The sequence below is a fragment of the Burkholderia sp. EMB26 genome, assembly GCF_024730645.1.
Taxonomy (GTDB): domain Bacteria; phylum Pseudomonadota; class Gammaproteobacteria; order Burkholderiales; family Burkholderiaceae; genus Burkholderia; species Burkholderia cenocepacia.
In genome coordinates, this window is the sequence record NZ_CP078072.1 from 841,127 (window position 1) to 855,867 (window position 14,741).

12 protein-coding genes are annotated in these 14,741 nt (G+C 67.0%); 6 read left to right on the forward strand and 6 right to left on the reverse strand.

The window, feature by feature from the left end; translation table 11 throughout:
- Positions 1-45: 45 nt before the first annotated feature.
- Positions 46-561, forward strand: coding sequence for a hypothetical protein (locus KU887_RS34130; RefSeq protein WP_058903748.1), 516 nt, complete (start codon positions 46-48; stop codon positions 559-561).
- 82 nt (positions 562-643) lie between these two features.
- Entirely contained in the window at positions 644-1,936 is a 1,293-nt protein-coding gene (locus KU887_RS34135; protein ID WP_069353631.1) for an Nramp family divalent metal transporter, read from the forward strand.
- Between the two features lie 30 nt (positions 1,937-1,966).
- On the opposite strand, the gene KU887_RS34140 is transcribed toward KU887_RS34135, so the two are convergent.
- Positions 1,967-2,971: a chemotaxis protein CheB gene (locus KU887_RS34140; protein ID WP_043205961.1), complete on the reverse strand. Its 1,005-nt coding sequence runs from the start codon at positions 2,969-2,971 to the stop codon at positions 1,967-1,969.
- Positions 2,972-3,152: 181 nt separating this feature from the next.
- Entirely contained in the window at positions 3,153-7,295 is a 4,143-nt protein-coding gene (locus KU887_RS34145) for a CheR family methyltransferase (protein ID WP_124634113.1), read from the reverse strand.
- Positions 7,296-7,924: 629 nt separating this feature from the next.
- On the opposite strand from KU887_RS34145, the gene KU887_RS34150 reads away from it, so the two are divergent.
- A complete protein-coding gene (locus KU887_RS34150; RefSeq protein ID WP_006485830.1) occupies positions 7,925-8,206 on the forward strand; it encodes a hypothetical protein in 282 nt (93 codons plus the stop codon).
- 95 nt (positions 8,207-8,301) lie between these two features.
- On the opposite strand, the gene KU887_RS34155 is transcribed toward KU887_RS34150, so the two are convergent.
- Entirely contained in the window at positions 8,302-9,609 is a 1,308-nt protein-coding gene (locus KU887_RS34155) for an Nramp family divalent metal transporter (RefSeq protein ID WP_048987791.1), read from the reverse strand.
- Positions 9,610-10,094: 485 nt separating this feature from the next.
- On the opposite strand from KU887_RS34155, the gene KU887_RS34160 reads away from it, so the two are divergent.
- The gene (locus KU887_RS34160) at positions 10,095-11,000 is read left to right on the forward strand and encodes a manganese catalase family protein (RefSeq protein WP_006491398.1); all 906 of its coding nucleotides are present in this window, start codon (positions 10,095-10,097) and stop codon (positions 10,998-11,000) included.
- Positions 11,001-11,105: 105 nt separating this feature from the next.
- Here KU887_RS34160 and KU887_RS34165 read toward each other — a convergent pair whose 3' ends face one another.
- From KU887_RS34165 to groES, 3 genes are all read right to left on the reverse strand, one after another.
- Complete coding sequence (locus KU887_RS34165) at positions 11,106-11,393, reverse strand: hypothetical protein (RefSeq protein WP_043205962.1); 288 nt, start codon at positions 11,391-11,393, stop codon at positions 11,106-11,108.
- Positions 11,394-11,511: 118 nt separating this feature from the next.
- Positions 11,512-13,134: a chaperonin GroEL gene (gene groL / locus KU887_RS34170; protein WP_006482400.1), complete on the reverse strand. Its 1,623-nt coding sequence runs from the start codon at positions 13,132-13,134 to the stop codon at positions 11,512-11,514.
- An 80-nt stretch (positions 13,135-13,214) separates the two neighbouring features.
- The gene (groES, locus tag KU887_RS34175) at positions 13,215-13,532 is read right to left on the reverse strand and encodes a co-chaperone GroES (RefSeq protein ID WP_006482399.1); all 318 of its coding nucleotides are present in this window, start codon (positions 13,530-13,532) and stop codon (positions 13,215-13,217) included.
- A gap of 90 nt (positions 13,533-13,622) precedes the next feature.
- Between groES and KU887_RS34180 the strand changes: the two genes are divergently transcribed.
- Positions 13,623-14,300, forward strand: a complete 678-nt coding sequence (locus KU887_RS34180; protein ID WP_258258631.1) for a hypothetical protein — start codon at positions 13,623-13,625, stop codon at positions 14,298-14,300.
- Positions 14,294-14,572 carry a hypothetical protein gene (locus KU887_RS34185; protein WP_006498550.1) on the forward strand — a complete coding sequence of 93 codons (279 nt, stop codon included), beginning with the start codon at positions 14,294-14,296 and terminating at the stop codon, positions 14,570-14,572. Before KU887_RS34180 ends, KU887_RS34185 begins: the two co-directional genes overlap by 7 nt.
- The last annotated feature ends 169 nt before the right edge of the window (positions 14,573-14,741 follow it).

Here is a 14,741-nt window from a genome sequence, read left to right on the forward strand (position 1 = left end):
CGTATTGCAAGCAAACCGAGGTCGGAGGGTGCCGGGGAGGACGACATGCATGACCGGATGCGCTGGATCGGTTTCGCGATGGGTCTGGCGATCGCGTGTACCGGCTGCAAATCGGTGAATGTCAGCCGATATGAAATCCAGAACCGCGATCGAAACGGTCTCACGATCGTTGCGTTCACCACGGAAGACCTGGCATCGCTCGACCGAACGCTGTGGGCCGACCACGTCTACCTCCGCTACACCGTCACGCCGCTCACCATCCGCAAGCGATTCGATACGGGTGAACCCGCGCTCGACGACTATCCGTTTGCTGCGCGGCGGCTCGCCATCCGCGCCCCGTGTCCGGTCCCCACGTCGGACTTCTGTTCGTCCTGGTTCATTCCGTTCCACGATCGCGCGGGGCTGCACGGCCTGGACTATGTGTCGGGGCTCGATGCCAACGAACCCGCGCGCCTGACGTTGCGCATCGGCGGCGGGAGCATGGTCGGGGCCCGGCTGGTATCGAAGGAACACGCGATCGACGTCGACGTGGGCGACAGGGCGAAGCCGACCGGACCGTGAGGCCCGCCCCGGCTGCCGGCGCGGGAAACCGCCCGGGCGGGCACGGCCATTGCGCCTGCCGGACCCCGGGAGGCCCGCGATCATGAACGACAACGATTTGCTCCAGCCCGAGCCGACGGAACCGGACCCGAACGCGGTCACGTGGGTCCGGCGTCTCGGCCCCGGCCTGATCACCGGCGCCGCCGACGACGATCCTTCCGGCATCGGGACATACTCGCAGGCGGGGGCGCAATTCGGCTTCGAACTGCTGTGGTCGCTGCTGCTCACGTATCCGCTGATGACGGCGATCCAGCTGGTCAGCGCGCGAATCGGCCGCGTGACGGGCAAGGGCCTCGCGTCGAACATGCGCAAGCACTACCCGCCATGGCTGCTGTACGGAACGGTCGTACTGCTGATCACGGCCAACGTGATCAACATCGCGGCCGATCTGTCGGCCATGGGCGCGGCCGTCAATTTGCTGCTGCCCGGCCCACAACAGCTCTACATCGTGTGCCTCGGCGGCGTGTCGGTCGTACTGCAGGTTTTCGTCCCGTACGACCGCTATTCACGATTGCTGAAATGGACGGCGTTGACGCTGCTCGCCTATGTCGCGGTCGCCGTCATCGTGCCGGTCGACTGGGCCGACGTCGGTCGCGCGATCGTGCGGCCCCATGCGCAACTGAGCGCCGCCTACCTGACCACGGTCGTCGCCGTGCTCGGCACGACCATCAGCCCGTATCTGTTTTTCTGGCAGGCGTCCCAGGAAGTCGAAGAGTTGCGCTCCGTGCCGAACCAGCGGCCGCTGCAGCGCGTACCGCATCAGGCACCCGCCCAGTTGCGCCGGATCAGCTTCGACACGTGGTTCGGCATGGGCGTGTCGAACGTGATCGCCTTCTTCATCGTGCTGACGGCGGCGGCCACGCTCAACGCGCATCACATCGACGTCAAGACGTCGGCCGATGCCGCGCGGGCGCTCGAGCCGCTTGCCGGTCACTTCGCATACGTGCTGTTCGCGCTCGGCATCGTCGGCACCGGCCTGCTGGCGCTGCCGGTGCTCGCGGGATCGGCCGCCTATGCGGCCGCGGGCACGTTCCGCTGGCGCAACAGCCTCGCGCTGCAGTTGGGCGTCGCGCCCGAGTTCTATGCGGTGATCGTCTTGGCGATCGTCGGCGGGATCGCGTTTACGTTCATGCATTTCGACCCGATCCGCGCGCTTTACTGGAGCGCCGTCATCAACGGCGTGAGCGCCGTTCCGATCATGGTCGTGATGATGCTGATGGCGAGAAGCAAACGGGTCATGGGCGAGTTTGCCGTCAGAGGCGCGCTTGCATGGGGCGGATGGATCGCGACGCTCGCGATGGCGATCGCGGCGATGGGCGTGTTCGTGCCGGGATGAAACCGGCAGCGCGAATGCCGCGGCTCGCGCTCACTCCAGTTCGCCCGTACTCAGTGCGGCGCCGACCGCACGGCGCAGCACGTCCGCGAGCCGCTGGTTTTCGTCGATGCGGGCCTGTTCGATCGCGACGTCCTCGGCGTTGCCCGTGCGGCGCGCCCATTCCTGACGCTCACGCGCAAAAATCATGCGCTCGTGAACCGCGCGGATCGCCCCCCATATCGCATCCTCCGCTTTCTGGGCTTCCGCGTCGTCGAGGGAAAGCGCGGAGAACGCATGCCCGGTATGGCAACGGTATCGCAACGGACGATCGTCGCGCATGCGCCAGAGCACGCCGTTGCAACTGGGGCACGTGAGGGCGGAACGCGTGCCGATTTCGTCAAGCAGTCCCGGATCGACGAGGCCGCCCTCGGCAATCCGGCTCTCATGGTCGAGGTCGCGCAAATCTGCCATTTTTCGCTGCTCCTTCGCACGTGCGCCGTAGACCGCTGCATGAAGGGTCCGCGGCAGTTCTTCCGCCGTCGCGACCGCATCGGCTCCCGCCGCGGCCAGTGCGCTGCGCGGCATCGACGGCGCTTCGCATTCATCGGGGTCCTGAACGATGCCGTAGCCGCCCCGTGCGCGAATCGCCGCCAGGCCGGCCGCGCCGTCATCGAGGTCGCCGCTGAGCACCACGCCGATCGCACCGGCGCCATATTCGCGTGCGGCGGAGCGAAACAGCGGGTCGGCGGCCGGGCGGGCGAAGTTCTCGGCGGCCGTATCGAGCAGCCACAGGTCGCCGCCGCGCACGATCATGTGCCGGTCGGGCGGCGCCACGTAAATTCTGCCCGCCTCCGGCGATTCCCCGTGTAGCGCCTCGCTTGCATCGAGCCTGCCCCATCGCGACAACAACTCGGGCAGGATCGTCCGATGTCGACCGATGTGCTGCACGATGCAAATCGGCACCGGAAAATCCGCGGCAATGCCGGCTACCAACGTCCGGAGGACCGGGAGACCGCCTCGGGACGACGCAATTACCACGATATCTCGACGGTCCATAGCGCCCCCTTTGCGGATAGCGCCGCAAATCGGGTTCCTGAGCCGAAATTCCGTCACGGGCGGTAGCAGACGAGGCAATGCGGGTCGGATGGCGGTTGATGCAACCCGCCGACGGGAACGCGCGGCGCGAACCGCGGCGCAAACGACCCGCGACGCACGCGCGGGTCGTCACCGGGCAGGCTTAATGCGTGTCGCCGAGCGCCGCGAGCAACATCCCGAAATCCAGCGGTTTGGACAGGTGAGTGTCGAAGCCGGCCTCCGCCGCGGCCCGGACATCGTCCTGGCGATTACGGCCCGTCAGCGCAACGGTCCGGAGCGTGGCCCAGCGGGGATCGGCCTTGATGTGGCGATTCAACTCATAGCCGTCCATGTCGGGCAGTCCGATGTCGGACACGATGGCGTCGACAGGCGTCTCCGGCAACCTCTCCAGTGCCTCGGCCCCGCTTTTCGCGGCCGTGACCGTTGCCCCCGCGAGTTCCAGCAGCGCCGTGAGCGACAGCGCCGTCTCCTGATCGTCCTCGACCAGCAGCACGCGAAGGCCCGCGATACTCCCCTCCGCCGCGCCGTTGCCGGAAGACACGACGCGCTCGTCGGATGCGGCCGGCAGCCATACCGTCATCGTGGTCCCCCTTCCCTGGCCGTCGGATGCCGCGGCGATCCGGCCGCCGTGCATTTCCACGAGTTGCCGAACGAGCGCCAGCCCGATTCCGAGCCCGCCGCGGGTCCGGTCGCGCGGCGCCTGCCGGAACATGTCGAACACATGCGGCAGCGTATCGCCGTCGATCCCCTGCCCGTCGTCGATCACGTCGACACGCAGCATCCGCCCTTCATGCGCGAGACGCACGACGATCTCGCCATGCGATTGCGTGAACTTGAGCGCGTTGGACATCAGGTTCCAGAAGATCTGCTCGCAGCGCACCGGATCGGCGAGCGCGATGGCCGGCTCCGTCGGCAACTCCGTTTTCAGGACCAGACCGCGCGCGTGCACGTCGCGCTCGCAGGTATCGGCGATGCCGCGCAACATCGCCGTCAGGTCGACGCGGCCCAGCTCGAGCGCGAGCTTGCCGGTCTGGATGCGCGACAGATCGAGCAGGTCGTCGATGATCTGCGCCTGCGCGCGCACGGCCTGCCGAATCGAATCCGCGGCTTCGCGCACGGCGGGAATGTCGCGCGTCTCCGGCAGGCGCGGCAGCATTTCCGACTTGACGCCGATCAGGTTGAGCGGATGCCGCAGCTCGTGCGACAGCACGGCGATGAACTCGTCCTTTAGCTGATTCGAACTGAGCGCCTGCTCGCGGGCCGCCTGCTCCCGCGCAAGCGCTTCGCGGTTCGCGTCGTCGCTCTGCTTGCGCAGCGTCATGTCGCGCACGATCTTCGCGAATCCGTTGAACGACGTATCGGAAATCGGCGTAACGACGCCGCTGCAGAAAATCCGGCGCCCGTCCTTGGTCCGGTGCCAGCGCTCGTCGTCCGCGCGGCCTTCCCGGGTCGCGACTTCGCGCTCGCGCATCGGCACGAGCGCCTGTCGATCGTTGGGTTCGTAGATCAACTCCACGTCCTGGCCGATCATCTCTTCTTCCGTATAGCCGAAGATGCGTTCCGCCCCGGCGTTCCAGCTCACGATCGCGCCGTTGCCGTCCTGGATGATGATCGCGTAGTCCTTGGTCGACTGCGCGACCAGGCGCAGGCGCTGCTCGCCCGCGCGAGCCGCCTCTTCCGCATGATGCCGGTCGGTGATGTCGATCAGCGTGATCACCGCGCCGTCGATGTGGTCGTCCGCCGTGCGGTAGGGTAGCAACCGCATCAGATACCACCGGCCGGCCTCGCTCTCGATCTCGCGCTCGATCAACCGCAGCGACTGAAACGACTGCCGGACATCGTCGGCCAGCGTCGGATACCGCAACGCGTGGGTAATGTGGAACAGCGACCGGCCCAGGTCCGTATCGATCAGATTGAAAATGGCCGTCGCGTTCGGCGTAAACCGCTTGACGCGGATTTCCTTGTCGACGAACACGGTCGCGATCTCGCTCGACGCGATGATGTTGTGGAGGTCGTCGTTCGCCTTCGCGGTGTCTTCGATCCTTGCCTGCATTTCGGCGTTGGCCGTGGTCAACTCCTCGTTGACCGATTGCAGTTCCTCCTTGCTGCTTTCGAGCTCCTCGCTCGTGGAGCGCAATTCTTCGTTGATCGCCTGCAGCTCCTCGTTCGACGCCTTCAGTTCCTCGACCGACGTTTCGTACTGCTCGATGATCGTCGCCAGTTGCTCGCGGCTGTGCTGCAGCTCCTGTTCGAGCTGCGCCAGCACCGGATCCTGCCCGCTCGTCTCGGCCTGATCCTCCTCGGTCATGCGGCCGGCCACCTCGTCGAACACGACGAGGAGGAATTCCGCATTCGCGACCTTGTCGTGGAACGGCCGGACCGTCATGTTGATCCACGATACGCGCGTGTCGTGCGCCCACTTGACCCGGCGCGCTTCCACGCTCGTGCCCGTTTGTAGCGCGCGAAAAATCGCGGTGCGCAAATCGAGCCGCAGATCCGGCAGCACCAGCGTCATGATGTTGCTGGACAGCTCGCCGCCGACATGCCTGAGGAACCGGCCGGCGTTATCCGACAGATGAACGACGTTTGATTCCTTGTCGATGATGACGCTCGGCGGCGAATACGTTTCGAGCGCGCGCTGGTGCAGTTCCGCATAGGAGAAATTGCGCTGTGCCGGGCTGGTCGGCACCCGCAGCGGGGGCTGCGGCGCGGCCCGCTCGTCGGATGCACCGGACTCGACCTGGAACAGCGGCGGAAAGCCCGTGACCGGCTTCGCGCGATGCGTGACGACGCGGGCGCGGTAAATCCGGCGCTTCTTGTCCACGACGGCAAACAGATCGTCCGCCGCGTCGGCCGATTCCGCGGTGCCGAGGAACAGGTAGCCGTTCGGACGCAGCGCGAAATGAAACAGCTCGAGGATTTGCCGCTGCACCGCCCGCTCCAGATAGATCAGCACGTTGCGGCACGAGATCAGGTCGAGATGCGAGAACGGCGGATCGCGCAGCAGGCTGTGCGCGGCGAACAGAATGCGCTCGCGCACCGCCTTGGCGATCACGTAATGTGCGCCGTCCCGCGTGAAATACCGCTGCAGCAGCGCGGCGGGCACGTCGCTCGCGATCGAAAGCGGGTAGGAGCCGGTGCGCGCGCGGACGATCGCCGCCTCATCGATATCGGTCGCGAATACCTGGATGGCCTGGCTCGACATCGCGGCCTCGCGCGCCCGCGCCAGCAACAGCGAGATCGAGTACGCCTCTTCCCCGGTCGCGCATCCGGCTACCCACACGCGCACCTGCTCCTCGCCGGATTCCGACGCGAACAACGAGCCGATCACTTCCTGTTCGAGGAAATCGAACGCTTCGCGATCGCGGAAGAACTGGGTCACGCCGATCAGCATGTCCGCCAGCAGCGCGTTTGCTTCCTCCGGCGCGGCACGCAGGAAATCCCGGTACGCGAGGAGATCGCGCTGGCCGTTGACCTGCATGCGCCGTTCGATACGCCGCAGCACGGTCGCCCGCTTGTACAGCCGGAAATCGTGGCCGGTGCGTACCCGCAGGTGCATCAGAATGTCGGAAAGCGCCCGCTCCGGATCGTTGACCGTCGGCCGATCGACGTGGTGCAGCGATTGCGCGAATTCGACGCTTTGCTGCTCGATGCGGCGCGCATTCGACCAGAGTTCGAGCAACCGTTGCGGCATGTCGGCCACCGGCAGCACGATATCGACGCGCGCCATGGCAATCGCGTGCTGCGGCATCTCCGCATACTCGGCGTCATCCGGTGTCTGCGCAAGCGTGATGCCGCCCGCCTCCTTGATGCGGCTCAAGCCCGCCGCGCCGTCGGAGCCGGTGCCCGACATCACGATGCCGATCGCGCGCCAGTCGTGCGCGTCCGCCAGCGTCCGAAAGAAGTGGTCGATCGTGAATGGGGCATCATCGGACTGGCCCCGGCTATGACAGCGAAGGCAGCCGTCCGACATCTCGAGTTGCATGCCCGGCGCGATCACGTAGATGTGGTTCTTTTCGATCGGCACCGTGGACGTCACCTGATGCACCGGCATGCCCGTCGTGCGCTGCAGGACGCTGTCCATGTGGCTGACCTGTTCCGGCGCGAGATGGACGACGACGACGAACGCCATGTCCATGCCCGTCGGCGCGCTCTCGAAAAAGGTCTGCAAGGCCGTCGTACCGCCTGCCGATGCGCCGATGCCCACGACCGGAAACGACAGATCGCTCTTCAACGTGGCGGGCGATGAAAGCCGCTCCTTGCGCGCAGGCGCTTGCCGTGCCATTGAATTCTCCTGATGGTGTTGTGGGGCATCGTGTGCCGACCGCCGATCGATACCGGGTCGCATCGCCCTCGTCCGGGTCGGGGCGTCCCACGCTCCTCCGTGATGCTTCCCCTGCGCCTCCGTGCGCATTGTACGGCACCGGCAAGCGCCGGACCGCCGCTGACCAAGGGCTTGCGATCCCCCATGCGGCGGATCACCGACGGCGTGTGCGCGCGGGACAGCGGGAACCGGAACGATGAAACGGCTGCACCTGCTCGGCTCCGTCCCGCAACGATGCCTCGCCCGCTTTCATCTCGCCTGCGATGTCGCCAACACCGCCGTCAGGATGCCGTGCAGGACCGCCGCGCCTGCGCGCAGGCGTGTCACCGGAACGTCATTCGTGCCGACATACCATCCCCATCGGTCCGCAAGACGCGATGCCGCTCCACGACTGCGAGCGGGAACGAATCGTGCTCGTCCGTCGACGGCGCGGACCTAATTTATTTTCTTTGACGAATTCCGTATTACCAGCGAATATTCGCGTCGATCAAGCGGTTAGTACCGCTCACAACACAACGACACGATGCTCGCTCATGCAGTCGGGGACATTACGCTGCTTCGCCAACGGATACTGGATCGAAGGGGAAGAAATGACGCCGTTTTCGCAGGATGTGAGCATCAAGCAAACTGCCGCCGTAGCCAGGGCAGCCACTCCATCGCCCGTTTTCTGGAAGGCGGGGCCGCTCGTCGAAGCCGTTCCGCCCGAGCCGAAATCGACGACCCCGGACCTGCGCGATTTCTTTGCCGCCGCCGCGCTGCAGGGCTTGCTGTCGCGCGACGCCGGGCGCAACGTGTCGACGATCGCCGACTACGAATCGAAGCGCGCGGTCAGCGCCTACCGGCTCGCCGACGAAATGCTGAAAGCGCGCTGAACCCGCACGCCGGCGCGCCGGCCGTCATCCGGCTCGCGCGGGGTCGCGGGCAACCTGGGCCGCCACATTTGCCCGGGCGCTAACGCACCGGCCGTTCAGTTGCCGCCCAACCGTGCAACGATTGCGCCGACCGGCCGCGCCAGCAGAACGACATTCAGCACGACGACGACCGCAGTCGCGCCGCGCGCTGCGCAGCGCGCGATGCGCCCGCTCGTGAACGCGCCCATGACGTCACGTCGGCCGCAGAAGTACACCAGCGCCAGCATCGGTACCGGCAACACGACGGACAGCACGACCTGGCTGATCACGAGCGCCTGCATCGAATCCACGCCCATCCCGACGACGACGAACGCGGGCGCCATCGTGACGAGCCGGCGCAGCCAGACCGGAATCCGGAACCCCACGAAGCCCTGCATGATCATCTGTCCGGCCATCGTGCCGACGACGGAACTCGAGATGCCGGCGCTCATCAGCGACACGAGGAAACAGGTCGCGGCGGCCGGGCCGAGCAACGGCGTCAGCATCCGGTACGCGGTTTCGATCTCCGCGACATCGCGATGGCCGGCATGAAACGCCGCGCTCGCCATCACGATCATCGCCATGTTGATCGCGCCGGCGACGGACAGCGCGACGACCACCTCCCGATCCGAGAACCGCACCATCATCCGGCGCCGCGCGCGATCGAGCCCCGACGCGCGTCGCTGCGTGAGCCCGGAGTGCAGAAACAGCGCATGCGGCATGATCGTCGCGCCGACGATGCCGACCGACACCGTCAACGCGTCGCCGCGCGGCCATTCCGGCACGACGGCATGCCAGCCGACTTCGGCCCACGCGACCGGCGCAATGAACATCTCGGCGAGATAGCAGAGACCGGTCACGCCGACGAACACGCCCACGGCGATTTCCATCGGCCGGAACCCGTTCCGGTCGGCCAGCAGGATGGCGTAGGTCGCGAGCGCCATCACGAACATTCCGGCGAAGGTCGGCAGGTCGAACAGCAGCGACAGCGCGATCGCGCCGCCGAGAAATTCGGCCAGCTCGGTCGCCATCGCGGCCAGCTCGCTCGCGACCCACATGCCGACGACCACCGGCCGCGGGAAATGCAGGCGGCAGAGCTCCGCGAGATTGCGACCGGTGACGATGCCGAGCCTCGCGGACAGCGACTGGAACAACATCGCGATGCCGTTCGCCATCAGCACGACCCAGAGCAGCGTGTAACCGAACTGCGCGCCGGCCCGGATGTTCGTCGCGAAATTGCCGGGGTCCATATACGCGACCGACGCGACGACCGCCGGCCCCGCGAACGACAGCGCCGCCAGCGGCCCGCGCCGCCGGCCGGCCAACCCCTCGCGCATGTCCGTCGCGGTGCGCTCCGTCGCCGCGTTCCTGTCGAGCGTCGCCATCCGTACTCCTTCACGAAAGCGGCATCGTGCGCCCCCCGCGCGATCCATCCCGCGTACCGCCGACACACCGTGCCGCACCGCCTCCGTGCCGGCGCGACACGGGCCATGCAGCCGAAATGACAACCGCTTGAAAATCCGGCGACGAGGGGGCGGGCTACGCGACGCGTGCTCGCGCCGCCGCCGTCTCGGCCCTTGTCGCATGCCGCGCCGTTGCGTCGCCGGCCGGCCGCCGCGCCCGCGGAAAGCAGCCCCGCCGCGAGCCGATCGCGGTTCCGTCGCGCCGCGCCGACCGATGCCGGACAGACCGATACCCGTTGCCCGACGCACGCGTGTCGTGCAGCGAACGATGCCGTCACCCGCGGCAAGCCGCTCGCGCACAGCCCGCACCGGACAGCATCGCGCATGCCCGGGATCGTCGGCCGTGGGATCGAATCGTGCTGGTTCGAGCCGGCGAATGTCGCGCAACCCTTTTCCACGGAGATGCCATGTTCATCCACAACACACGGCTTCAGTACACGGTGCGCGTGGGCGCGCCGAATCCCGGGCTCGCCAACCTGCTGCTCGAGCAGTTCGGCGGCCCGCAGGGCGAACTTGCCGCCGCGATGCGCTATTTCACGCAGGCGATCACCGAGGAAGATCCGGGCCGCAAGGACATGCTCCTCGACATCGCCACCGAGGAGCTGAGCCATCTCGAAGTGATCGGCTCGATGGCCGCGATGCTGAACCGCGGCGCCAAGGGCGAACTGGCCGAAGCGGTCGACGAACAGGCCGAGCTGTACCGCAAGCTGCACGGCGCCGGCAACGACAGCCACGTGACGCAGGTGCTGTACGGCGCGGGCGCGCCATTGACCAATTCGGGCGGCGTGCCGTGGTCGGCCGCGTACATCGACACGATCGGCGAGCCGACCGCCGACCTGCGCTCGAACATCGCGGCCGAAGCGCGCGCGAAGATCATCTATGAACGGCTGATCAACGTCACCGACGATCCGGACATTCGCGACGCGCTCGGCTTCCTGATGACGCGCGAAGTGTCGCACCAGATGTCGTTCGAGAAGGCGCTGTATGCGATCACCGCGAATTTCCCGCCGGGCAAGCTGCCGCCCAAGACGCCGTATGACCACGTGTACTTCCGGATGCAGCCGGACGCGGCGCCGCTGGTCGGACCGTGGAACCACGGCGGCGAACTCGAGATCCGGCCCGGCGAGCCGGCGGTCGATGGCGGCAGCGGTATTCCGGAAGGCATGCTCGACGCGCAGCAGGCGGACGCCATCGAAGCCATGGCGCAGCGACTCGCCTCCGATCCGAACAGCGACCCGGTGACGGGCGCCGAACTCGGCGCGGGGCCGCCGGCGCCTCAGGGCCGCAAGCCGGGCAAGCCGGACGGCGCGTGAGCAAGGGCGCGCTGGCGCGCGATCGGGATTCCGGCGCGCCGGCGAAGCGACATGACGCGCGCGCCGGATGCATCGCCGCACGTGCGGCCGCGCGTCCGGCACGCGTCAGGCGCCGGCTTCGTCGGGCTCGGTCTGGTCGCTCTGGTCGGCCATCAGGTACTGGATGACCAGCGTCGGATCGGCAATGTCGAGGATCAGGCGGCGCATCACGCGCTTGCGCATATGGTCGTCATCCAGCGTCCACGGCCCGGCCGCGTCGCCGAGGTAGCGGCCGATCGCGCCGCGATTGTCGCCGTCGAGCGGCAGGCCGAGCCGCGCGGCGAGCAGGCCGGCGATGACGTCGTCGAGTTCGACGTGCAGCGGCCTGGAATCGATCGAAAGTTCGAGTTTCATGGTCGGTCTCGCAAACACGAAAAAAGCGGCGCGACGCGCCCCCCGCTGTCGCGCGCGCCGAGCAAAGCCGCTCCGGCCAGCGGCTGTTCGACGATCGCAGGCGAGCCCGCGACGCAGGTCAGTAGCCGAGGTCGGGCGCGGCGGCCGGCTCGGCGCCGTCCTCTTTCGGCGCTTGCGCGACGGTCGCATCGGTCGTCAGCACCAGGCTCGCGATCGATGCCGCGTTCTGCAGCGCGGTCCGCGTGACCTTGGTCGGATCGACCACGCCCGCATCGACCAGATCGCCGTACTCGCCGGTCGCCGCGTTGTAGCCGAAGTTCCCTTTGCCTTCGAGCACCTTCGAGATCACGACCGACGGTTCGTCGCCCGCGTTGGCCGCGATGACGCGCAGCGGCGCTTCCAGCGCACGCAGCACGATCCGGATGCCGGCATCCTGGTCCGCGTTCGCGCCCCGGATGTCGGACAGCGCCGCGCGCGCACGCAGCAGCGCGACGCCACCGCCCGGCACGATGCCCTCCTCGACCGCGGCACGCGTCGCATGCAGCGCATCGTCGACGCGGTCCTTCTTCTCCTTCATTTCCACTTCGGTGACGGCGCCGACCTTGATCACCGCCACGCCGCCCGCGAGCTTCGCGACACGCTCCTGCAGCTTCTCGCGATCGTAGTCGCTCGTCGCTTCGTCGATCTGCGCGCGAATCGCCTTCACGCGCGCGTCGATGCGCGCCGCATCGCCCGCGCCGTCGATGATGATCGTATCGTCCTTGCGCACCTCGACGCGCTTCGCACTGCCAAGATCCTCCAGCGTGGCCTTGTCGAGCTGCTTGCCGGTTTCCTCCGAGATGACCGTCGCGCCGGTCAGGATCGCGAGATCTTCCAGCATCGCCTTGCGCCGGTCGCCGAAGCCCGGCGCCTTGACGGCGGCGACCTTCAGGATGCCGCGCATCGAATTCACGACGAGTGTCGCGAGCGCTTCGGCCTCGACGTCCTCGGCGACGATCAGCAGCGGCTTGCCGGCCTTGGACGCCGCTTCGAGGATCGGCAGCAGATCGCGGACACTGGAGATCTTCTTGTCATGCAGCAGAATCAGCGCATCGTCGAGATAGGCCGCCTGCTTGGCGGGATCGTTGATGAAATACGGGCTCACGTAACCGCGATCGAACTGCATGCCCTCGACCACGTCGAGTTCGTTCTCCATCGACTTGCCGTCCTCGACGGTGATCACGCCGTCCTTGCCGACCTTCTCCATCGCATCGGCGATGATCTTGCCGATCGCGTCGTCCGAGTTCGCGGAAATCGCGCCGACCTGCGCGATTTCCTTGTGGGTCGAAATCGGTCGGGACAGCTTGCGCAACTCGTCGAGTACCGCGCCGACGGCCTTGTCGATGCCGCGCTTCAGATCCATCGGGTTCATGCCGGCCGCGACGTGCTTCATGCCTTCCTGCACGATCGCCTGCGCGAGCACGGTGGCGGTGGTGGTCCCGTCGCCGGCCACGTCGGCCGTCTTCGACGCGACCTGCTTGACGATCTGCGCGCCCATGTTCTCGAAGCGGTCCTTCAGCTCGATTTCCTTCGCGACCGACACGCCGTCCTTCGTGATCACGGGCGCGCCGAAGCCGCGCTCGATCACGACGTTGCGGCCCTTCGGACCGAGCGTCACCTTCACCGCATCGGCCAGCACGTTCACGCCCTTGACGATCTGCTGGCGCGCGCCATCGCGGAATTTCACGTCTTTTGCAGTCATTTTCTTGCTCCGGATACAGTCGTTGAACGGGATGCCGCGCGCACCGGGTACACACCCGTGCGACGCGGTCGAATCGGCATTCAGGCCGCTTTCCTGGCGGCCGGCGATTCGGGTTCGAGTACGCCCATGACGTCCTCTTCGCGCATCACGAGCAGTTCCTCGCCGTTCACCTTCACGGTCTGGCCTGCATATTTGCCGAAGAGAACCTGGTCGCCGACCTGGAGCTGCAGCGGGCGCTGCGAGCCGTCCTGCAGCAGCCGGCCGCTGCCGACTGCAATCACTTCACCCTGCTCGGGCCGTTCGGCGGCCGAATCGGGAATCACGATGCCGGAGGCCGTCGTCCGCTGCTGTTCGATTCGCTTGACGATAACCCGGTCGTAGAGGGGACGAATCTGCATTTTCATCTCCTGAGCGATGAGATCACCTGGAAAAGGGAATCCGCCGGCGCCTGCACGCGCAAAGACCGCGATGCGCCGGCGTGCCATCGATTGGCGAAAAGCGAAATAGTGGCGTGGGGAGGACGCTTCAAGAGGGTGACGCGCGCCCAATATGTAACAAAATGTTTCATCGCGAAACCGGCGCGCGCACGACCGGCGGCTGTCTCCCGACGCTTCGTCGCGAGCGGCAACACGACCTCGACGACCACCGCTCCGGGCCGCGCGAATCGTCGTGCAACGATGCTTGAAATCCGCGCGTCCCATCCTATTTTGGTATCGCTCAAGCAGCCGCGGCTTACGCGCTGCGTGTTTCGATTTGTTTGTCAGCGAGATCTTTCGCGGATCGACGAACTGGAGCGCGTGGTCCGGTTCGTCCTCCGTGCGAGGTCCAACCGGGAGCGAATCATGAACGATCCTTTCTTCATCTTCGATCGGCTGCCGGAGGTCGGCCGCCGACCACGACGCGTCGCCCGCGTCGTCAAGGGTTTGCCGACCGGCCTGTGGATAGCGCGCAACGGCACCGGTCGCTTCGCGTCGATCGGCGCGTGGGTACGCGGCGCGCGCAAGCCATTCGCGTTGCGTCGCGCGGCCCAGCCCGCCGCGATCGGCCGACCGAAGCCGCCGCGCCGCCGCGTCGCCACGCCAGGACGGGTGCTGCACCACATTTCATTTTTCGGCGTTGCGCCCGCGCGTGGCGGTTTCGTGCGCGACGGGAGGCGGCCATGCTGAGCCCGCATGAATTCGCGACGCTGATGCTGGTGTGCCAGGCGCCGGATCAGCTCGACATGAACCGCGCCGAACTCGATGCGTTGCTCGAACGGCAGCTCGTCATGCTCGAACATGGCGCACCCGGCCGCCGGCGCGCGTACCTGACGAAGAAGGGCCGATCGATTCTCCACGCGCTCGGGGCCGACGTCGCTTCCCGCGGGCGTCACGAGGCCGCGGCCGCGCGCGACCATCCATACGACGCGCCCGTCGCGCTGTCGGACGACGCCGGGTGACCCGGCGTTCGCATCAGTGCCGCGGCTACCGACGTGCGTGCGTGATCATGCTCGATGCACGCGGTATCCGCGCAAGCGCGCCGCCAATACTGAAGCTCGCGTTTCGTCGACGACCCTGGCGGCGGTCGTCGAAGCCGCAGCCGACAGCCGCGGCCAACGACGAAGGCGC

Excerpts from the sequence above, each read along its gene's own strand:
- KU887_RS34145 (WP_124634113.1), bottom strand. The coding sequence starts at position 7,295 with ATGGCACGGCAAGCGCCTGCGCGCAAGGAGCGGCTTTCATCGCCCGCC.
- KU887_RS34155 (WP_048987791.1), bottom strand. The coding sequence starts at position 9,609 with ATGGCGACGCTCGACAGGAACGCGGCGACGGAGCGCACCGCGACGGAC.
- KU887_RS34160 (WP_006491398.1), top strand. The coding sequence starts at position 10,095 with ATGTTCATCCACAACACACGGCTTCAGTACACGGTGCGCGTGGGCGCG.
- KU887_RS34185 (WP_006498550.1), top strand. The coding sequence starts at position 14,294 with ATGCTGAGCCCGCATGAATTCGCGACGCTGATGCTGGTGTGCCAGGCG.
- KU887_RS34150 (WP_006485830.1), top strand. The coding sequence starts at position 7,925 with ATGACGCCGTTTTCGCAGGATGTGAGCATCAAGCAAACTGCCGCCGTA.
- KU887_RS34140 (WP_043205961.1), bottom strand. The coding sequence starts at position 2,971 with ATGGACCGTCGAGATATCGTGGTAATTGCGTCGTCCCGAGGCGGTCTC.
- KU887_RS34130 (WP_058903748.1), top strand. The coding sequence starts at position 46 with ATGCATGACCGGATGCGCTGGATCGGTTTCGCGATGGGTCTGGCGATC.
- groL (WP_006482400.1), bottom strand. The coding sequence starts at position 13,134 with ATGACTGCAAAAGACGTGAAATTCCGCGATGGCGCGCGCCAGCAGATC.
- KU887_RS34135 (WP_069353631.1), top strand. The coding sequence starts at position 644 with ATGAACGACAACGATTTGCTCCAGCCCGAGCCGACGGAACCGGACCCG.
- KU887_RS34165 (WP_043205962.1), bottom strand. The coding sequence starts at position 11,393 with ATGAAACTCGAACTTTCGATCGATTCCAGGCCGCTGCACGTCGAACTC.
- groES (WP_006482399.1), bottom strand. The coding sequence starts at position 13,532 with ATGCAGATTCGTCCCCTCTACGACCGGGTTATCGTCAAGCGAATCGAA.